Raw genomic sequence first — 21,051 nt, forward strand, 5'->3', positions numbered from 1 at the left:
TTCAAATGACGTGGTCTCTTTGTTTGAAAAGTCTCCGGCTGATTATTTAATTTGTCATGAAAGGCTTATATAAGGGCGGTCTTTATTTCTTGAATCTGTTTGATATGCCTTTGTTCATGTAAGGATAATAACTCAATCCATTGATCCAATGAGAGGTCCCCGAACAGGGGATGTTTGGCTTTCTTTCTATTTAACAGGATATCTGAATCCATATCATAAAGAACCTGTAATAATCGATCCCTTGATTCTGCCAGCAAATCCATGAGGCTCGATAATTGAAATGGGGCTGAAGAGGGTGAAATGGCCTCAGGGGATGAGAATTTCCTTGTTCTATCAGTAACGAAGTAAATGTTTTTTTGAATGATATTATTAAAATCCCTTTCCCGAATGCCATTTGCTATAACTTCTGTAAAAACCTGTTCCGTAAGATATAAATGATGGCAAATTTGGGCGATGTTCCATACTTCAGGCACAGGCTTATGGTGGAGCGTTTTTTCATCCAACTCCGTAATTTCCTCAATTAACTGTTTTCTTGATTCAAATAGCAAATCATACTCGATATAATTCATGAGAACTCCCCTTTTGTGACACTCACATATGAAAGCATCACTGAATTTTTTGAAATAGGAAAAAAAGGGATATCTGATTGCATAAAGAATGCATAAAAACTACGGGAAAAACACCTGATTTAAAGTGGATTCATGATGATTGAAGGAGTGCGGCACTATGTTTTGAAGCATGGTTTCTATTTAATGAAGAGTGTTAAAAGATATCTCTTATAGTACAACGAAAAGACATGTTTCACTGGTATTCATAATTTTGGGTAGAAATGCAAATCTGGAGTCAAGTCTATATTTCCAGGGACTGCATTTTTTCTGGAGCTTTGATACCCTATCATGCCTATGCAAAAAAGTTGAGTTTATGCCTACTTAGAATATTGCGCCTAGGGCCTCCGCTAATGAACCGAAAAATGAAGCTGGCATTCAAAGGGAAAAGAATCTATAGATGCTGGACATTGGAAATTATTATATCTGAATTATAGCACAGTTAATATTTTCCTAGAAATGATTATATGAAAAGATACGGAAGGTTTCCACATCAAATTTTGGATTTTTATACTATCTAGAGAAAAGTTGCTAACGCAATGGGAAGCTTATAAACTGAAGGTAGAAAAAATCAACCAGGATTGGATGGTGAATGCAATGGCTAAAACAATAGTTGAAAAACTGAATTTACATAAATATGAACGGGTGGCAGTCCTGAATCAGCCAGTCGGGGCGGATTATTTAGCAGAGCTGCCGGATTACGATACAAAGCTTAATGAAAGTGCCTATGATCTTATATTTGCCTTTGTATTGGATATGGATTCTTTAAAGAGAATCGTGGATAAGGTGATCGATAAAAATCATTTAAGTAAAAACGGCTATATTTTTTTGGCGTACCCCAAGAAGGGGAATAAAGAATATGCTACATATATTCATCGTGATGATCTTATGCAGGGCCTTGGTGCGGATGATGAAGGGTATGTTGGCTCGAGTGACCTGAAGTTTGCGCGTATGGTTGGGTTGGATGATGTCTTTACGGTAGTCGGACTTAAAGAAGACTCAAAAAATAGAAACCGTCCCTCTGCCAAAGCAAGCCAATCGGTAGATGATTATATCGGCATGATTTCTGAAATTGAGAAAGATTTGCAGGATTCCCCTGATTTGCTTGCGTTCTATCAATCACTTACGCCAGGGTATCGCAAGGATTGGGCCCGATATGTGTATAGTGCAAAACAAGAGGCGACACAAGTGAAACGGCGCCAGGAAATGAAAACGATTTTAGGAGAAGGTTATAAGAGCAGGGATCTATATCGAAGGAATAAATGAGGGTGGTGAAGTCTTCCATTCTCTTTTTTCTTGTTCTTTTCACTCTATCAAAAGCATATACTAGACCGAATCCAAACTTAAATCGTAATAATTATGATTTGCGAGGTGGTTAAATATGCTTTTGAAACGCTACGCGGGAAATTTGCTGTTATTGATTCTGCTGTTTTTGCTGCTGGCATTCTTTTTTCTAGGCGATGTGTTCGTTCCCAAAGCAATTGATTTCTCGGACTACCCGATGCTTCACTCAGTGCTCGTCGTGTTTTTGGGATTGTTTTTAGAATCGATTCCTTTCCTGTTCCTGGGGGCCATTGCTTCATCATTCATCCAGTTGTTCATCAGTGAAGAAATCATTCAGCGGATGATACCCAAAAGACCCCTGACGGCCATTTTTGCTGCGATTGCGGCGGCGCTGATCATTCCGGTTTGCGAATGTGCAATCATCCCGGTCGTCCGGAGATTGATTCAAAAGGGTGTCCCGGTCCATGCAGGTGTGGTCTTGCTCGTAACAGCCCCGATATTGAATGTCATCGTGTTCGGCTCAACATATTATGCGTTCCAAAATAATCCGTCCATTTTATATGGAAGAATCATCCTCTGTGTCCTGACGGCCATAATCGCAGGTTTATTCATTCATATATTCAGCACTAAAGATGTGGTGAAAGAGGACAAGCTGGAACTGGTGCAAGGGCATGTACATGATAGTCAGTCCAGTAAATGGACAAGCTTCATTGATCATACTTCGCAGGAGTTTTTTATGGTCGGCCGATACTTTATCATCGGAGCCTTGTTTGCCAGTGTATTTCAGGTGTTCATGGATCGGTCCGTAATGGCCGATATTGGTCAGGCGCCAATAAAAGGCACGGCGTTGATGATGGGAATTGCGTTTGTGCTTTCACTCTGTTCATCAGCTGATGCCTTCGTTGCGGCCTCCTTTTCCCATAGTTTTCTGCCAGGCTCCATACTGGGATTCCTTGTATTTGGCCCCATGCTGGATCTGAAAAATGTTTTGATCATGATGTCTTGTTTTAAACGGAGCTTCGTCGTCACGTATGTCCTGCTTATTTTCGCAGTCGTCTTCAGCCTCTGCCTGATTGCAGGAGGATTGATCAATAAGGGGGGCTTCTGATGAAACGTTTTTTTATCCAAAGACTTGAAGGATTGCTGCTGCTGGGATTGGGTCTCATGATCTTTAAATTGTATGTTTCAGGATATTTAACGAAATTGATCGCACCCAAAATGGTTCCATATGCATTGGCGGCACTTTTCGCTTTTTTAGTGATCAGCCTTCTCCGAATGAAAAAACAAAAACAAAGTGAACAACATTGTGATTGCGGATTGAATGGGGAGTCTTCAGTCCTGAAATATGGTTTGTTCTTCCTTCCGATTCTTCTGGGCTTCATCCTGACCGATTTTACTTTAAGCGGGGAAGCGCTGGCGAAAAGGGGGATGGCAAAGCAGCAGGCACAGATGGTAAGTTCATATGATTCCGGGAAACATGCGAATGGGGAGAAAATCTCCGTAACCGATGATAATTATTTTGAAGTGCTGGATGATTTGCTGAACAACCTCGATACGATCAAAGGGAAGGAGATAGAGATTTCGGGGTTCATATACCGTGAGGATACATTCACGAAAAAACAAATGGCCATATCCCGCCTCTCCATGTCCTGCTGTGTGGTCGATGCGACGTTATATGGATATATGGTCAACGGGAATGTGGAAGGAATGAAGACGAATGATTGGTATACGATTACAGGGACATTAAAAAAAGGAAGCTATAAAGGGGAACCCGTACCGGTGATCGATTTAAAAGAATCGAAGAAAATAAAGGCACCGGAAGAAGCTTATTTATATGAAAATGTACAAATCATTCAGTAGTATTGAAAAACCCGGCAAAAGGATGTTTTGCCGGGTTTTGGTGCCGAGAGGATATATTATTTTGCCGAACCCGGAAACGGCTGGAAAATCGTGCGCTGCGGGCGGAAAATCGAGAAATGGCGCCATTTGTTCGGGAGCACGTAACATAGTATAATGGCCTTACCATGGATAAGAGTGTAAGGGGGGATAATCTTGTCTTCAAGTAATCGAAACAATCAAATTGGTCCGCCGCGCTTTGCCATTGCCATTCACTCTTTGGTTTGGCTCGCACAAAGCGAAAAGCTCCTGACAAGTTCGGCAATCGCCTTAAAGGTGAAATCACACGCCACTTTTTTAAGAAAGGTGATGGCACAGCTTGCAGCTGAGGGGATCGTCGAAACAAAGGAAGGAAGGGAAGGCGGTTATAGTCTGAAGGTGCCTGCCTCTCAGCTTACTTTGGCGGATGTGTATCAAGCGGTACGGCCGGAATGTCTTGTTTGTATGGAAACGAGCGAATGCGGTGAAGTCGGGAAGCAGCTGGATACGGCTTTGGAGGAAATCATGAACGAAGCCGAAAAGGAAACATTGCGCCTGCTAAAGGGCTATACATTGGAAGAATTCATGAAAAAAGTCGACTTCACCAATTTTGAAAATGAGTGTCTGGGCTAATATCCTTGCAAGAGGATACCCAGGATTATATAATGTGCTTAATGCGATTGCATTTAAAACGAGGAGGTATTTACATGAAGGTGGAAATTTGGTCGGATTATCAATGTCCGTTCTGTTATATAGGTAAGCGTCGGTTCGAAGAGGCGTTAAAGCAGTTTGAAAATAAAGATCAGGTAGAGGTCTCATTTCGCAGTTTTGAGTTGAACCCAGAGGCTGAGCGGGATATCAATATGACTCAAAATGAAATGCTGGCCAAGAAATACGGCATGTCTCAAGCGCAGGTGGAAGCGAACAGCCAAAACCTGACTCAACAGGCTAAAGAATTGGGACTCGATTATCACTTGGGCAAAGTCGTCTTAACGAATTCGTTCGATGCCCACCGCTTGATGCACTTTGCTGAATCAAAAGGTAAAGAGAAAGAAATGAATGAACGCCTATTTAAAGCTTACTTTACGGAAGGCAAACATATTGGCGATCACGCTACATTGGCAAGTTTGGCAGAAGAGGTTGGCATTGAAAAGTCCGAGACGGAGTCCATGCTGGCAGGAACGGCATTCACGGCAGAGGTTAGGGGAAATGAGCAAGAAGGAAGCCTGCTTGGCATTACAGGCGTCCCATTCTTCGTCATTAATCGCAAATATGGAATCTCCGGCGCCCAGCCAACGGAAGCATTCCTCGATACGCTAAAAAAAGTATGGGCTGAGGAAAATCCGCTTACGATCGTGAATGATCCAGCAACAGGCGACGCTTGTACGGACGGTTCTTGTAACGTAAAGGAAAAATAGAAGATGAAGAAGGAGACCCCAAACTGGGGTCTCCTTTTTTTACTTGAAAAGGAAATGTCAGGTATGGCAAAGAATATAGTGTACAGGATGGCTTTTCCAAAAAAAGTCCGAAATGAAAGGGAGTTAAAAGATGTATATAATGATTGGAATACTAGTCCTCGTGATTGCGTGTATAGTAATTGTCAAACTAATTTCCTATAAATATTGGACATGTATTTATACAGCATTCGGGAATGAAAATTATTATAAGGCGGTTGCGAAATTGGAAAGGGAAGGGATACCCTTCAAAACGAAAACGCCTATGAACTTAGGCACTGAAAACTTTCAGAATCGCCATGAAACCACTCAATATGATGTTTTTGTAAAAAAAGAACTGGAGCATATTGCCCAAAGGGCGATAAATAAGAATTAACAAAAGGTTAAATCGTGAAAATTGCTGTCCTGAAGGTAGCTTTTTTATATTGACTGAAAAGATAAGATGAGGAATTTGAAGCAGGCCATGTTTTGCTTTTTTGGAAACTCACGAGTAAAAACCCAAAACTTACGAGTATTTGCTCCAAACTTACGAGTAAAAGCCCAAAACTCACGAGTATTTGCTCTAAACTTACGAGTAAAAGCCCAAAACTCACGAGTATTTGCTCCAAGCTCATGAGGGCGGGACTTATGAAAAGCAAAATGCAGCTAATCCATCTTTCCACTGAATTTATATAAGATGAAAGAAAGAAAAAGCGTTGTTTTTGATATGGAATTCGTTTTTTATAGTTTCATAGACTGAAAATTTGTATAATGGGTGAGATGGATTTAATTGAATGTACATATAGGAGGGGCATGGATGAGTAAGCTTAATGGCAGGACCGTTGCTTTATTGGGGGCGCGGAAGACGGAAGAACTTAGTAAAATCGTTCAAAATCTTGGGGGAGTCCCGCTTGTTCGCCCGGCACAGGGGACGGTTTTCCTTGATGATTCCCATTTGGAAGAGGATGTCACCCGGTTGATGGCAGGGGAGTTCGATTGGATCATTCTCACGACGGGAGTGGGGACGGAATTATTATATAAAACGGCAGTGAAGATGGAAGCGGGAGATCGTTTCATAGATTCTTTGCAGTCTATGAAAATTGCAGCTAGGGGCTATAAAACGGTTAATATGCTGAAAAAGCTTGGCCTGCAGCCATTAATCCGTGATGATGATGGCAGTACGGCAGGGCTTGTTCGCAATCTGAAAGGCCATCTGCCTGGAGGTGTAAAGGTCGCTTTGCAGCTTCACGGCGATCCGGCACCTCTTTTGATGAATTGGCTGGATGAACAAAAAGTGGAACATAAAGAAATCCTGCCATATGAACATATAGCGCCTGAAAAAGAAACGATGCAGCAGCTGATCCAAGAAATCCTTGAAGGCAAAATCGATTCGGTTGTGTTCACGAGTGCACCCCAGCCGCGAAATTTAATGAGATTTGTCCGTGAACAAGGCGTGGAGGATAAGATAGTCGGCCTGTTTGCATCAGATGTAATTGCTCTTGCGGTCGGAAAGGTAACGGCGCAGGTGGTGATCGATGAAGGGATTGAGCGGGTCATATATCCTGAAGATCAACGGATGGGCAGTGCAATGGTGGAGCTGGTGAAATATTATCAGGGAATGGCAAGCAGATAGGGGTGAGTGCGGCATGACCAAGGGCAAGGTTTATTTTGTTGGTGCAGGTCCGGGTGATGAAGGCCTGATTACCGTAAAAGGCCAAAAAGCGATTGAAAAAGCGGATGTCATTTTATATGATAGATTGCTAAATCCCAAGCTGTTGGAGGCTGCCGCCTTCGATTGTGAATTGATATATTGTGGCAAGACACCTTATACTACTGGCATCAGCCAAGGGGAAATCAATGAGCTGCTTGTTTCCAAAGCACTGGAAGGGCATCGGGTCGTCCGTTTGAAAGGCGGTGATCCTGCTGTTTTTGGAAGAGTTGGGGAGGAAGCGGAATCGTTGAAAGATGAGGGTATCCCATTCGAAGTCATTCCGGGGGTTACGTCCAGCATTGCTGCATCCATGTACGCAGGAGTTCCCGTCACACATCGGGATTACGGACGTTCCTTTGCGATGGTGACGGGCCATGACCAAACGAAGAAGGATATAGATTGGAATGGGCTTGTGAGTATAGATACGGTTGCCTTTTATATGGGTGTGGCCAACCTTCCGTCTATCCGCAAAAATTTGATCAATCATGGAAAGCCGGGGAATACACCGGCACTCGTCATTCAATGGGGCACTTATGGAAGACAGGAAAGTGTCGAGGGGACCTTGGATGATATCGTCGAACGGGTAAGTGAAAGGTCGCTTGGCAATCCTGCAATCACCTTGGTCGGGGATATCATTTCACTAAGGGGAAAACTGCAATGGTTCGAAAGGAAGCCGCTTTATGGACAACGGTTTTTAGTGGCCCGGACTGGGACGGCAAAGAGTGCCTTGGCGGAAGCCCTGTATGAACTTGGCGGCGAAGTCATCGAGTTTCCTAAATGGAATGCGGAAAAAGTGAAAATAGAAGAAAGTCAGTTGCTCACTTTTCTTTCATATGATCGAATTCTCTTCACTTCGCCTGAAAGTGTCCATGGATTCTTGGATTCACTCACTGAACAAGCTATTGATTTTCGCCGGATTTCTTCTAAACTATATGTGTTATCAAGGAAATCGAAAAAGGCTTTGCAGCAACGGGGTCTGACGGCCGAGCTCAAATCCGGGATGCCGGAAGCCGGAACACTGTTAGTTGTTGGAGATCGAAAAAGGGATCTTAGAGATCCGGCACATGGGGACGGAGACTATATTCAATCAATCGCTAAATTTGTCGATGAAAGATTCCTTGAAATCTTTCCGAGAATGCTTGATGGGAAAGCTGTAGGAACGGTATTATTTTCAAACCGGCATTCAGTCGATATGCTGATGCAATATGGGGACAAGGCAAACGTGGATGTTAAAGCGCTGCTAAAACAAGCCACCATCGGGGTGATCGGGGAAAGTACCGGCAATAGACTTCAAGACTATGGATTTACATCTGATATGATGCCGAAAGAACCGTCTGTCGAACAATTGGTGGATTTGATCGTGAATAGGAATGTTTTTTAGGCTCTGATAAAAACAGAGTCTATTTCCTTTGGGGGCTTCGTTATTCGCCTTCTATTAATATTGTTGGCGTTCAGTGTTAGGGCCAATCGTGTTATCATTTAATTACGGAACATCACGGAGTACGAAAAGCCCTCACTTACTGCTTTTATTGGCCGGTTCATTCAAAGACAGAAGGTGACTTCATGTTTAATAATGGCGATGTTTTATGGCAATTATTCTACCTTGCCCTACTTGTTCTATTATTCGTTATGGTTGTGAAGGCGGTCCGTTCTTTATAAAACATATGACAAAAATGAATAACCAGGATAATAAAAGAGATGAATTACATGAACGATTGAAAAAGAAGGAGAATGAAGGCAAGGCAGGGGGGCGTTAAAGGATTTGGACGAATTCACCACATTTACACTCAATTTTGAGGAGTAAGGAATAAAAGTCTTTTATTCCTTCACAGATTGGGTATTATATATACGTGACTTTTTCAGGGAGGCGAAGTAAATGAAACGGACATGGGAATACGCATTAAGTATCATAGGCGTGAGTATCGCCGCGATTTTTTTAATCGTGACGATCATAGCGGCCGTCTATCTCAACAGTATCGATTTGAAAGAAATGATGGACTACTCATTAATGACAGATTCTCAGGAGTTTTCCTCATCTGAGATAGATATGTCAGTCAAATTTTTCATGGGCTTATTATGGGCTGGGATCATATCTCTGTTCATTGCCTTGGCAGGCGGTTTGATCGCTATCTTTCTATTAAAGGGCGGCAAGGCGAAGGGAGCCGGAATCTTATTGATCATTACGGGCATTCTGACGATTTTTCATGTTTGGCCGCTTATCTTCTTCATCATACCGGGTATCATGTGCCTTGTAAGGAAGCCAAGGGAAACGGTGGAAGTGATCGAATGATCCGGCATCATACATAGTTTTGAGATTTGAAAACAAGGAGCTTTCCCGATAATGCGGGTAAGCTCCTTTTATACTGTAAGGATATTTAAGGGGGAAATACCTTATTATACCTGCAATCACCAGTCTATCATGTTACTATTATTATAGATTTAAATATAAATAGACTGGAGTTCGATCAATGAAAATACCATTATTGAAGGTTGGGGCACTGACCTGTTTAACGCTTGGTTTGTTCAATGGACAGGCTTTTGCGGAGTCTGGTATAACCAATGCGTGTTCATCATTCGGTGAGATTCAACCCAATGAAAATCCTTCCCATAAGCAGATTAACTGCTTAATGACGAATGCGGCAATAGAGGCTGAAATCCCCCCTGAAGTGGTAAAAGCGGTGGCTACACAGGAAAACGGGGATTGGAGGCAATTTAATGAGGGCGGTAAACCGATTATATCCGGCGATGGCGGTATCGGTCTAATGCAGCTTACCAATAAAAGTGGGTATGACCAGAAAAAGCTGGAAAATGATATAGTCTACAATATCGGGGCAGGTGTCGAGGTCCTGAGTGGCATGTATTTAAGAAGGGATTTGCCCAAGATCAAAGATGCAGGACGAAGGGTCATCGAAAACTGGTATTTCCCTGTCATGGCATACAATGGGACAAAACCAGTTAACAGTCCTCTTTACCAGGAAAACGGGCAAAGAAATACGAATGCCTACCAAGAGGAAGTTTTTGCTGAGATAGAAAACCAAAGTTATTTGAATAATACAAAACTGGCAAAATATCCATTCAAAACTTCTGACTTTCAATATGATCGGGACAGCACGGAAAATATCATCTTTACAAATCTTGTATACACACTGACAGAGCAAACACATGACTCTGTTTATTGGTTCAAGGCTGGAGACAAAGTGGTGACGACATCAAGCGCGAATATCAGGAAAGAAATAAGCACTACGGCAGGTGCAGTATCTGTTCCACCAAATACAAGCTTGATCATCACAGGGAATTTTGACTATCACGAATCTAAGGGAAATAAATTTGTCTTTTACCCCGTACAAACGGCAGACAAGAGTATTAAGGGGTATGTTTCATCAGCTTACATCTCCAATCGGCCATCGATTGTCAAGGATACGAATAAGCCTGTGATTTCGGGGACTGCCGGTAAATCAATTCCATTCAACTCAACTTTCAATCCTAAAACCGGCGTAAAGGCGAAGGATGATAAAGATGGTGACTTAACGAAAGTCATCCGAGTTGAAGGCAAGGTCGATACCAAGAAAGTGGGCACCTATAATTTGACTTATACGGTAGGTGACAAAGCTGGGAATGTTTCCAAGGTCACAAGGAAAATAACCGTTTATGATCAAGTCAAGCCTGTGATTTCAGGTGCCGGGAACAAAACCATCAAACTTAATTCTTCATTCAATCCAAAAACAAACGTGAGTGCGAAGGATAATGCCGATGGAAATTTGACTAGTAAAATCAAAGTGACGGGTACAGTCAATACGAAGAAAAAGGGGACCTATACATTGAAGTATACGGTCACAGATTCATCGAAAAATGCGGCGACGGTCACAAGAAAGATCACGATAGATGGCACCAAGCCAGTCATCTCGGGAGCCAATAGTAAAACCGTTGGCTATTATTCGACTTTCAGCCCTGAATCGGGCGTATCTGCGAAAGATAACCTGGATGGCAACATGACGAGTAAAATAAAGGTGACAGGTACGGTGAATACAAAGAAAAAAGGTACGTATACATTAAAGTATACAATCACTGATTCATCGAAAAATACTGCGACAGTCACAAGAAAGATCACGGTAGACAGCACAAAGCCGGTCATTTCCGGTGCCAAGAGCAAAACCATTGCCTATAACTCGACATTCAATCCTAAATCAGGTGTATCCGCAAAAGATAATCTTGATGGAAGCTTAACAAGTAAGATCAAAATAACAGGGACTGTGAATACGAAGAAAAAAGGCACCTATACATTGACTTACACAGTTACGGATAAATCGAAGAACAAGGCGGAAGTAAAAAGGAAAATCACCGTTAAATAGAAGGCCAAAAAGGATTCCCTGAATAGGGGAATCCTAAACTCGATGAAAATCGAGTTTGTCTACATTTTTTTTTGGCTTGTACAAATTTGGACGTTGATTGGAACGTAGGCACTCGCTTTCCGCGGGCGGTCCGGGAGCCTCCTCGGCGCACTTGCGCCTGTGGGGTCTCCCTTAGACTCGCTATTCCCGCAGGAGTCTCGCACACCCGCTCCAATCAACTATGTTTAATATTTCAGATAGGACTCCTTTTGCCTACAGTCTTTTTTGTTTTAATATAGAACTATTAAAACTTGAGGTGATGAGGATGTTTTCGAAACATCATTCTAATCAGCGATAACAACTTGAAATGATTACTTTAGATCAACTCGTGCCGGCGAATCATTTGTTCGTAAAATGGAGGCTTCCATGGACTTCACTTTCATTATTTTTTGATGACTGAATGTGTTTGGCTGAAAGATAGGCATATATAATAGTAGAAAGTGTCCCCCAAGGGTGGAGTGGATATTGATAAAAATGTTATAATTGTAAAAACATGTAATTATTAGTGATCTGAAGGGGGATTGTTTATGGGCAAAGAACATGGGCATGTGAACTGGATGGATCAGATTTCAAGGAATATGAAAGAGAAGGCGGACTGAAGAATAATCCTGGCTTTGGTAAACCGCTTCCGGAGTCTGCACTGTCAGGAAATATATATGACAACTTCTTGACGAAGGCCAAGGATGCCGGCTTCCTTCCGCTTTGGATAAAATGGCAAAAAGAAATTCGCGAAAAGCTAGCCGAATTGGTTCGATTGAAAAAAATGAATGGAACTGAATCCGAATTAATGAAACGAATGGGTGAAAAATGAGAAAGTCCGTACATATAATGCGATTTGTCCAAATAAAATGCAGCGCAGGGAAATAGAGTTGGAAAGCATGGAAATTCAGCGTGAAAAATGGAAGTAAATGACAATGTGTAAAATGTGGGTATTTGTATGACGTGATCATGAAAGGATTATGTTATAATGGCATGAATAAAAAACAGAGAGAGGGACTTCGATTGGAAAAAAGAAAAGAAGTTTTTTCATGGATAAAAGCGATATTGATTGCAGTCATTCTAGCTTTTTTAATTCGAACGTATATTTTTGCACCGATTGTCGTGGACGGTGAGTCAATGATGCCGACTCTGCAAGACCACGAAAGAATTGTTCTTACCAAGTTTGGAACGAATATCGATAATATAGACCGGTTTGATATTGTCGTTTTTCATGCAACGGTAGATAAAGATTATATAAAAAGGGTTATCGGTCTGCCAGGTGACCATATTGAATATAAAGACGATACGCTTTATATTAATGGGAAAGCTTATGAAGAACCATACTTGGACAAATATAAGAATCAGATGCCATCAGGAGTGCCGCTGACTGAATCCTTCAAGCTCGAAGATATTACAGGCAGCATGACAGTGCCGGAAGGCCAGTTGTTCCTTATGGGGGACAATCGCCAAAATAGTTTGGATAGCCGTGAAATTGGCACGATTTCCGTCGATGAAATCGTGGGCAAGGCGAATCTAGTGTATTGGCCGATCAATGAAATAAAGATTGTGAAATAAGAAGAAGCGGACTCGGGTATCGAGTCCGCTTTTATTGTTGCCGATTTTCATCATTAATGGGGAAACTGCCATACAGGTATTTCAACAAAAAACGTGTTCATTCTTCTTTTTTTTCTATTTTTTTTTTGAAAATCAACTCATCTGGGTTAAATTAGGTTATCCTATTAAAAAGAAGTAATCACGTTACCCAGGCCCGCATAAGAAAATGGATTACTTTAATAAAGGGTGCTGAGATGGAGTACTTTAGATGGATATAGTAAAAGATTTAATATCAAACTATGGTTATTTTGCGATATATGGATTGTTGGCGATTGGGATTATTGGCTTGCCGGTACCTGATGAGTTCATGATGACTTTTGTCGGCTATTTGTCATCCATTTCCGTTTTGAATGTCCAGGGAGCTTTCCTTGTCAGTTTCCTTGGCTCGATATCCGGGATGCTTGTCAGTTATTTCATCGGAAAAAAGGTGGGGAAGCCTTTTTTGAGGAAGCATGGTAAGTGGATCAAAATGACCCCCGCGAGGTTGGAAAAATTGGAGAAATGGTTCAATAAATACGGTCCATGGACGATTATCATCGCCTATTTCATTCCAGGAGTCCGTCACTTCGCCAGTTACATTTCCGGTATGAATGGAATGGGGAAACGAAAGTATTTTATCTTTGCAGGAGCAGGGGCATTCAGCTGGTGTTTGGTATTTACGACTTTTGGCTATTTCATCGGTGTGTTAACTTAACTCATTACAACTTACAAAATTTCTTTATTGAATCAGAAAATCCCGTTTCTGAGTATTAGAAACGGGATTTTCCATTTCTGCTTTAATTATTGAGCGGAGTATCCGCCGTCGATGACAAGCTCGGCACCAGTTACGTATGAAGCTTCATCGGAAGCTAGATAAAGCACGGCATTTGCAATATCCGCCGGCTGACCCAAACGTTGTAATGGAGTGGCCTTGATCATTTGGTTCACTAACTCTTTTGATTCTTCTAATTTTTGAGTCATCGGTGTTTCGATGATACCAGGGAATACGGCATTGACACGGACGCCCATGCGGCCATATTGCGTTGCAGCAGCCTTGGAAATAGCACGGACGGCACCTTTTGAAGCTGAATAAGAGTTTAAGCCCATTCCGATTTGAGCTGTAAAGGAAGAAATGTTTACAACTGCGCCTTTACCTTCTTTAGCCATGTGAGGAACAACGTGTTTCATTCCAAGGAATGGTCCAAATCCATTGATGCCTAACATTAGCTGCCAATCGGCCAATGTCGTATCGTTAATGCCTTTTTCCGTTGAGATACCGGCATTGTTTACCAAAATGTCGATTTGGCCAAATTTAGCGATAACTTCATCGGTCACCTTTTTCCAGCTTTCGTCAGAAGATACATCAAGTACAGTACCATGGACGTTATCGAGTTCATTCACGGCAGCTACAGCTTTTTCATTGATATCGGCAGCAATGACTTGTGCTCCTTCTTTTGTGAATAGGTCTACCATTTCCCTGCCCATACCAGATGCTCCGCCAGTGATAATGGCTACTTTATCAGTCAATCTTCCCATCATGATCACTCCTAATTAGTTGTTATAACGATGAATATATATTCAAGCATAGTTCAAAAGGTATATTATCAACGAGCAATACTTTAACTCCTTCAAGAATCCGTCAAGCATTTTATTTTCCGGCTTGGGAAATGCCTTTTTCTTGCTGGATAAAAATGTACTTCCTATAACCCCTGCGGGTTGAAAGCGATATCAATCTTTCAATCTTCAAATTTTGATACGTAAATGATCCAGCTTTAAAATGGGTTTTACCCGTTCTATTTGAAACGTTCCACAAGTAATCTTGTAGTGGCATCTCATGCATGTTGGGGAGCACCATATGAACAATTCTAGTGATTAAAATTAAATACTGCAATATTTTTGTACTTTGAATACAAATTTTTATAACGACATTCCAATTCTAACTTTTCAGAACTTTTATGTACATAGGAGGTCATCATTTTATGAATAACAGAGTATATCTTTCCTTAGCCATCCCGCTTACGATTTCGACGATGAGTACGCCCTTGCTCGGTGCGGTCGATACGGCTGTGGTTGGAAAGTTGAGTGATCCCGCTTATATTGGCGGGGTGGCTGTCGGAACCATAATTTTTAATACGATGTATTGGCTTTTTGGTTTTCTTCGGGTCAGTACATCTGCTTTCGCTGCACAAGCGGAAGGGGCAAGGGATGAAAAGCAAACCCTGATGGCCTTGATTCGGCCTTTTTTCATTGCAGCGATCATCGGTCTGCTTTTTATCGTGATCCAAAAGCCCATTTTGAATGTATCGTTAGGCGCAATCGGTCCGGAATCGGATGTTTCCGCCTTTGCAGCAGATTATTTCGGCATCAGGATATGGGGCGCGCCATTTGCTCTATTGAATTATGTCATCTTAGGCTGGTTAATGGGGAAATCGAGGATAAAAACGTCTTTGTTCATTCAAGTTTTCATGAACGTGATGAATATAATCTTATGTCTTGTTTTCGTTAATGTTTTTTCATGGTCTGTATCAGGGGTTGCTGCCGCTACACTGATATCAGAGATTTCCGCTTTTTTACTGGGCTTGTGGGTCATCCGGAAAGCGGTTAACGTACCGGATTCTTTTTCAATCCGGGAGGGGTTCGATCGGGCTTCCCTGAAAAAAATGATGGTGGTCAACAGGGATTTATTCATCAGGACCATTTGCCTGATCACGGTTTTCAATCTTTTTACGGCCAAGGGAGCGACTTTCGGGACAGAGACCCTGGCGGCCAATGCCGTACTCATTCAAATCCATTATCTGATGGCCTATTGCTTTGATGGCTTCGCGAACGCGTCAAGTCTTCTGGTCGGGAAGGCGATTGGTTCGAGAGATATAAACCTTTATAAAAAAACACTATCACTCTCGGCGCGGTGGGGCTTGTATGCCTCGTTCATACTTGCCGCATCTTACTATCTTTTCAGCGATGAGGTCATTCTCTTATTCACGGACATTCCGGGCGTCATCGAATTGGCCCATGAATATGGACTTTGGATAGTCCTATTCCCATTCAGTGCCTTTATCGGACTCATTTTTTATGGAGTGTTTACCGGTGCGACTGAAGCCGTTCCAGTAAGGAACTCGATGCTTCTGGCACTGATGGCTTTTTTAATAGTCCAATTCGCAGCAGTAAGCAATCATGGCAATCATGGTTTATGGCTTGCATTCCTGGCTTTCAGTTTAGGACGTTCTTTGTTTTTAGCATTATATATCCCAAGACTGAACAGAAAAGTAACAGAGTTAATGAATGACGATAGTCTAATGAAATCATCCTCTTTTTAATAAAAGAGGGTGTTTTTTTTATTTTTGTAAGGATTTTATCGGTAGTTTGATGTTAGCAATAATGCGGGAATACGAAGAATAGGTAGCAAGGCTTGGCGAATGTGGTAGTAAAAGTGATAAAATGAAAAATATATATAAAAGAGGAGTTGTCATATTTTGAGTGAATTGAATTGGCGAGAAGAAGTTGAAAAACGAAAAATGGACTTATTGCTGGACACACAAAACTTATTGAAAATAAAAAGTGTACTTGATGAAGAACATCCGACAGAGGAGGCCCCACTCGGTAAAGGGGTGAAGGAAGCGCTTGATTTCATGCTTCAATTAGGTGAAAAAGACGGTTTTACCGTGAAAAATGTCGATAATGTCGCTGGGCATATCGAAATGGGGGAAGGCGAGGAGTTAATCGGGATATTATGCCATGTCGACGTGGTACCTGAGGGAGATGGCTGGAGTTCGGATCCGTTTGGCGCTGAAATCCGTAATGGCCGCATATATGCCCGTGGGGCAATCGATGATAAAGGGCCGACGATGGCTGCCTATCATGCGATGAAGCTGGTCCGGGAGCTAGGAGAACCTTTGAACAAACGTGTGAGGATGATCATTGGAACCGATGAAGAATCGAACTGGCGCTGCGTTGACCGGTACTTTGAAGTGGAGGAAATGCCTTCGATCGGCTTCGCACCAGATGCTGACTTCCCGATCATCAGTGCGGAAAAAGGAATCTGGGATTTCTCGGTTATCCATCCTGCCGATGCAGGAAATGGCACGAACTCAGACGTGAATGTCATCGAGTTTTCTTCAGGCCGAAGGACGAATATGGTACCGGATTTTGCGACGGCTATTGTGGAAACGGACAAACCTGCTGAAGTGGCGGCAAACTATCAGGATTATTTGCAAAAGTACTCATTGGGGGGCCAAGCCGTTCCGCAAAAAAATCAAGTGCTGCTTGAAATGAATGGTGTCTCGGCACACGCGATGGAACCGAACAACGGAAAAAATGCAGGTCTGCATTTAGCCGTATTTTTAGCTGATCTCACTCTTGATCCGCATGCGAAAGCCTATTTCACTTTCATCAAGGATCGTTTGTTCGAAGATTCCCGCGGAAATAATTTAGGTGTGGCTTATTCGGATGAGCAAACAGGAGAATTGACGATCAATGCCGGCGTTTTCAATTATTCTAAACAAGGCGACAGCTCGATCGGTTTCAGCATGCGTTATCCGGTCACGTTTGAGTGGGAACAGCAAAAGGCGGCGCTGGAAGAAAGGCTTGCGGCATATAATTTGAAAGTGAAGACCAATTCGCATTCAACTCCCCATTATGTGGACAGTGAAAGCTTCTTGATCAAGACGTTGCAGGAAGTGTATGAAGCGGAGACAGGTGATAAAGCCGAGCTTCTTTCGATTGGCGGCGGCACATATGCCCGTTCATTGAAAGAAGGCGTTGCATTTGGCCCGCTTTTCCCTGGCAGCGAAGACATTGCGCATCAGAAAGATGAATATATTGATATTGAGGATATGCTTAAGGCTACGTCCATTTATGCACGTGCCATTCATGAATTGGCTAAATAAGAGGCAAAGAGGGAGAAAGACATGGGAAAAATCATTTTTAACGGCGACCTTAAAAGCAGGTCCGAAGTAAAGGTAGATATAGAAGACAGGGGATATCAATTCGGTGATGGTGTCTATGAAGTCATCCGGGTTTATAATGGCGAATTATTTACGGAGGATATGCATCTGAACCGGCTGATGGACAGTGCGAAGTTGATTCAGATGAAAGTTCCCTTTGCCATAGCGGAAATCAAAACCCGCATGAAAGAGCTGATCGCTGAAAATCAACTGAAGGACGGTATCGTCTATATGCAGCTGACAAGGGGAGTATCTGCGCGTACACACTCTTTTCCAACTGCAGAGGTGGAACCGGTCTTTGTCGCCTATACAAAGGAAATGCCTTATACAGGCAAAATGAAGCCAGGGGTCAATGCTGTTACCACCGAAGATATACGCTGGCTGCGCTGTAATATCAAGAGTTTAAATCTACTGGGAAATATAATGGCTAAACAGCAAGCGGTGGAAGCCGGCTGTGATGAAGCGATCCAGCATCGTGATGGTACGGTGACGGAGGGTAGTTCGTCAAATGTATCAATCGTGGTGGATGGGCAACTTAAAACGCATCCGGCCACAAACTTGATCCTGAATGGAATTACCCGTCAGGTGATGCTGAAGCTTTGCGCTGATCATGGGATTCCCTATGTCGAAGAAGCCTTTACGGTCGAGGACATGATGGCAGCCGATGAAGTTCTTTATACAAGCACTAGCGTCGAAGTGACACCAATTATAAATATCGATGGCCAATCGATTGCAGCCGGGGAACCCGGTCCGATAACTCAAAGACTGCAGAAACTGTTTTCCGAGGAAATCGAGAAGCAATGCGGTTCCATTAAATAGAGCACGCCCCTTTGCCACTAATGGCAAAGGGGTTTTTTATCTGTTAGCCGGAAGCGAGATGGCCTTCCCCGAATCCCCGATCACGTTAATTACATCGATATGCAATCCTCCCTTTTTGTTTTGACATTTTCAAGAACCAGGAATATACTTGCTAATAACCTAAAAAGTTTACCTGTCGCAACAATTTAAGTTGCGTATAAAAAGGAGTTGACATAGATATGTCCGATGTGTTGCATCAATCTTCTTCGAGAGGAATAAAAAAACTGCTTCCCTATCTAGGGCCTGCCTTCATAGCAGCTGTTGCCTATATTGATCCAGGGAATTATGCGACCAATATTACAGCCGGATCTAAATATGGCTATACGTTATTATGGGTTATCTTTGCCTCCAATTTAATGGCTGTGCTAATCCAATCTCTATCAGCTAAGTTGGGGATAGCCACTGGAAAGAACCTTCCGGAGCTATGCAGGGAAAAATTTTCGAAAAAAACATCTTTCTTATTATGGATTCAGGCTGAAGCCGTTATAATGGCAACCGACCTGGCTGAATTCATAGGAGCCGCACTTGGGATTTATTTATTATTTGACTTACCGTTAATCACATCGGCAATCATTGCAGCGATTGGTTCCTTTGCCATTCTGGAAATCCAGCGCAGGGGTTATCGAACATTCGAAGCCCTGATTACGGTCATGATATTTGTCGTTGTGATAGCTTTTGGCGCTCAAGTTTTTTATGCAAAACCTGACACGTCGGCCGTTGTTTTAGGACTATTCACTCCAAAATTCGAGGGAGTGGACAGCATTTTACTATCGGCCGGTATGCTTGGAGCCACCGTTATGCCACATGCGATATACCTTCATTCCTCTTTGACTCAAAGAAGGATAGTCGGAGTGAACGATATGGAAAGAAAAAGGATTTATCGTTTTGAGCTAATTGACATTGTCATCGCCATGTTGATTGCAGGTGCGATCAATGCCGCCATGGTCATCGTTTCAGCTGCCCTATTTCATAAGAATGGAGTACTAGTGGAGGACTTGGATGTTGCCTATCAACAATTCGGGGCCATGCTTGGACCATCTGTCGCGATGTTATTCGGAATAGGATTATTATTTGCCGGTTTGTCGAGCTCATCCGTTGGTGTAATGACAGGTGATGTTGTCATGCAAGGGTTCATTAAAAGACATATTCCGATTTATGTAAGAAGGGTCATTACTACCGTCCCGCCCCTGCTCATAATATTATGGGGAGTTAATCCATCCAAAGCGCTTGTGATGAGCCAAATTGTACTCTCGTTTGGCATCGCGTTTGCCTTAGTGCCATTGATCATGTTTACAAGCAATAAAAAAATCATGGGCAGCCTGGTCAACCATAAAATCACCTCGAGCATCGCTTGGCTTATAGCTGTACTTATCATTGGGCTGAACTTGTTCCTGCTTTACGAAACACTGTTCAGCTAACATGGGATGGCAGGGAAGGACCGATTTTTGGTCCTTTAGATTGAAACTCGATAATAATTGAGTCAGGTTTTTAAAATTTGACCGTTGATTTCCCCTCCAGGCACTCGCTTTCCGCGGGCGGTCCGGGAGTCTCGAACACCCGCTCCAATCAATTGGATAGTACTCCTTTTGCCTCCAGTATTCAGGACCGATTTTTGGTCCTTTTTTGCTGTTTTTTTCGTTAATCTACACAGCCTGAAAAATACATTCCGGACCTGAGTATGATCCGTCAGGGGCTTTGTTCATAGGATGGTAGATTAGGGATATTCCTGTGGAGGGAGTATGTATTAGGAAGCCCAGGAAAAGGTATAGGCAATGGGAATTATGGTAAAATTAAAGGGAAAACAGGAAGGAATGGAAATGAACATGAATACTCATTTTTTCTTTGCTTTAGTATTGCCTGATGATATTAAGGCCTATTTAAATGCTGTTACGGAACAACTAAAGCCAGACTTTCCATTTAAGAAATGGCTGCATCCAGCCGATTATCATATTACGATGGCATTTTTGGGCAATGCTCCCGATACATTGAAAGAAGATGCTTTGGGGCGTGTGGGAAGAGAGCTTGCCAATGAGGCCTCATTCGGCTTGGAACTGGGCGATATCGGCGGTTTCGGCAAGAGTGATAGTCCAAGGATTCTATGGGCAGGCGTCAAGCAGCAAGAAAGGCTTTTTGCCATTCAAAGGAAAGTCTATAATTCCTGTATCGAGGCGGGTTTTGAACTTGATAAAAAGCCGTTTAAGCCTCATATTACACTGGCAAGAAAATTCGAGGGGGATAATCCCTTTTCGCTGGAGGGCGTTCGCCAGATGGCGAATGTGCAGGATAAGCATTTTGAAGCAGACCAGGTTGCGTTATATCAAACACATCTTGGAGCTTCCCCTTCATACGAGAAGATTTTCACGATAAACCTCCAAAAATAGA

Annotated in this window: 20 protein-coding genes; 18 read left to right on the forward strand and 2 right to left on the reverse strand. The window is 42.5% G+C overall.

Features of this window, described 5'->3' with window-relative positions; translation table 11 throughout:
• Nucleotides 1-65: 65 nt before the first annotated feature.
• Nucleotides 66-569, reverse strand: a complete 504-nt coding sequence (locus OTG27_RS15375) for a DinB family protein (RefSeq protein WP_057276759.1) — start codon at nucleotides 567-569, stop codon at nucleotides 66-68.
• A gap of 633 nt (nucleotides 570-1,202) precedes the next feature.
• On the opposite strand from OTG27_RS15375, the gene OTG27_RS15380 reads away from it, so the two are divergent.
• The 13 genes from OTG27_RS15380 (at nucleotide 1,203) to OTG27_RS15435 (ending at nucleotide 13,583) form a co-directional block, all read left to right on the forward strand.
• Complete coding sequence (locus tag OTG27_RS15380) at nucleotides 1,203-1,871, forward strand: YdeI/OmpD-associated family protein (protein WP_268937368.1); 669 nt, start codon at nucleotides 1,203-1,205, stop codon at nucleotides 1,869-1,871.
• A gap of 115 nt (nucleotides 1,872-1,986) precedes the next feature.
• Nucleotides 1,987-2,997, forward strand: coding sequence for a permease (locus OTG27_RS15385; RefSeq protein WP_268937369.1), 1,011 nt, complete (start codon nucleotides 1,987-1,989; stop codon nucleotides 2,995-2,997).
• A complete protein-coding gene (locus OTG27_RS15390) occupies nucleotides 2,997-3,749 on the forward strand; it encodes a TIGR03943 family putative permease subunit (protein WP_230135578.1) in 753 nt (250 codons plus the stop codon). Before OTG27_RS15385 ends, OTG27_RS15390 begins: the two co-directional genes overlap by 1 nt.
• Before the next feature lie 192 nt (nucleotides 3,750-3,941).
• On the forward strand, nucleotides 3,942-4,397 hold the full coding sequence (locus OTG27_RS15395) for an RrF2 family transcriptional regulator (RefSeq protein WP_095679584.1): 456 nt from the start codon (nucleotides 3,942-3,944) through the stop codon (nucleotides 4,395-4,397).
• A gap of 74 nt (nucleotides 4,398-4,471) precedes the next feature.
• Complete coding sequence (locus OTG27_RS15400; RefSeq protein ID WP_268937370.1) at nucleotides 4,472-5,182, forward strand: DsbA family oxidoreductase; 711 nt, start codon at nucleotides 4,472-4,474, stop codon at nucleotides 5,180-5,182.
• 130 nt (nucleotides 5,183-5,312) lie between these two features.
• Nucleotides 5,313-5,594 (forward strand): hypothetical protein, encoded by a 282-nt coding sequence (locus tag OTG27_RS15405; RefSeq protein WP_095679582.1) that lies wholly within the window; start codon nucleotides 5,313-5,315, stop codon nucleotides 5,592-5,594.
• Nucleotides 5,595-6,014: 420 nt separating this feature from the next.
• Complete coding sequence (locus tag OTG27_RS15410) at nucleotides 6,015-6,830, forward strand: uroporphyrinogen-III synthase (RefSeq protein WP_268937371.1); 816 nt, start codon at nucleotides 6,015-6,017, stop codon at nucleotides 6,828-6,830.
• Between the two features lie 13 nt (nucleotides 6,831-6,843).
• A complete protein-coding gene (cobA, locus tag OTG27_RS15415; RefSeq protein WP_268937372.1) occupies nucleotides 6,844-8,289 on the forward strand; it encodes a uroporphyrinogen-III C-methyltransferase in 1,446 nt (481 codons plus the stop codon).
• Nucleotides 8,290-8,784: 495 nt separating this feature from the next.
• The gene (locus tag OTG27_RS15420; protein ID WP_268937373.1) at nucleotides 8,785-9,198 is read left to right on the forward strand and encodes a DUF4064 domain-containing protein; all 414 of its coding nucleotides are present in this window, start codon (nucleotides 8,785-8,787) and stop codon (nucleotides 9,196-9,198) included.
• Nucleotides 9,199-9,376: 178 nt separating this feature from the next.
• Complete coding sequence (locus tag OTG27_RS15425) at nucleotides 9,377-11,257, forward strand: immunoglobulin-like domain-containing protein (protein WP_268937374.1); 1,881 nt, start codon at nucleotides 9,377-9,379, stop codon at nucleotides 11,255-11,257.
• A 592-nt stretch (nucleotides 11,258-11,849) separates the two neighbouring features.
• Nucleotides 11,850-12,107 carry a DnaJ family domain-containing protein gene (locus OTG27_RS26715; RefSeq protein ID WP_374941264.1) on the forward strand — a complete coding sequence of 86 codons (258 nt, stop codon included), beginning with the start codon at nucleotides 11,850-11,852 and terminating at the stop codon, nucleotides 12,105-12,107.
• A gap of 161 nt (nucleotides 12,108-12,268) precedes the next feature.
• On the forward strand, nucleotides 12,269-12,850 hold the full coding sequence (lepB, locus tag OTG27_RS15430; RefSeq protein ID WP_063577651.1) for a signal peptidase I: 582 nt from the start codon (nucleotides 12,269-12,271) through the stop codon (nucleotides 12,848-12,850).
• A gap of 247 nt (nucleotides 12,851-13,097) precedes the next feature.
• Nucleotides 13,098-13,583, forward strand: coding sequence for a DedA family protein (locus OTG27_RS15435; RefSeq protein WP_034309313.1), 486 nt, complete (start codon nucleotides 13,098-13,100; stop codon nucleotides 13,581-13,583).
• An 86-nt stretch (nucleotides 13,584-13,669) separates the two neighbouring features.
• Here the strand turns inward: OTG27_RS15435 and OTG27_RS15440 are convergent, their stop codons facing one another.
• A complete protein-coding gene (locus OTG27_RS15440; protein WP_057276749.1) occupies nucleotides 13,670-14,404 on the reverse strand; it encodes an SDR family NAD(P)-dependent oxidoreductase in 735 nt (244 codons plus the stop codon).
• Between the two features lie 443 nt (nucleotides 14,405-14,847).
• Between OTG27_RS15440 and OTG27_RS15445 the strand changes: the two genes are divergently transcribed.
• The 5 genes from OTG27_RS15445 to thpR all read left to right on the forward strand — a co-directional run bounded on the left by OTG27_RS15445 (nucleotide 14,848) and on the right by thpR (nucleotide 21,050).
• Nucleotides 14,848-16,185, forward strand: coding sequence for an MATE family efflux transporter (locus OTG27_RS15445; protein ID WP_063575464.1), 1,338 nt, complete (start codon nucleotides 14,848-14,850; stop codon nucleotides 16,183-16,185).
• Nucleotides 16,186-16,341: 156 nt separating this feature from the next.
• Complete coding sequence (gene pepV / locus OTG27_RS15450; protein ID WP_063575465.1) at nucleotides 16,342-17,754, forward strand: dipeptidase PepV; 1,413 nt, start codon at nucleotides 16,342-16,344, stop codon at nucleotides 17,752-17,754.
• Nucleotides 17,755-17,775: 21 nt separating this feature from the next.
• A complete protein-coding gene (gene dat / locus OTG27_RS15455) occupies nucleotides 17,776-18,630 on the forward strand; it encodes a D-amino-acid transaminase (protein WP_063575466.1) in 855 nt (284 codons plus the stop codon).
• A 218-nt stretch (nucleotides 18,631-18,848) separates the two neighbouring features.
• On the forward strand, nucleotides 18,849-20,087 hold the full coding sequence (locus OTG27_RS15460; RefSeq protein WP_268937375.1) for an Nramp family divalent metal transporter: 1,239 nt from the start codon (nucleotides 18,849-18,851) through the stop codon (nucleotides 20,085-20,087).
• Between the two features lie 399 nt (nucleotides 20,088-20,486).
• Nucleotides 20,487-21,050 carry an RNA 2',3'-cyclic phosphodiesterase gene (gene thpR / locus OTG27_RS15465; protein ID WP_268937376.1) on the forward strand — a complete coding sequence of 188 codons (564 nt, stop codon included), beginning with the start codon at nucleotides 20,487-20,489 and terminating at the stop codon, nucleotides 21,048-21,050.
• The last annotated feature ends 1 nt before the right edge of the window (nucleotide 21,051 follow it).

Origin of the sequence: Peribacillus sp. AS_2 (assembly GCF_026891895.1) — a bacterium.
Lineage (GTDB): Bacteria > Bacillota > Bacilli > Bacillales > DSM-1321 > Peribacillus > Peribacillus frigoritolerans.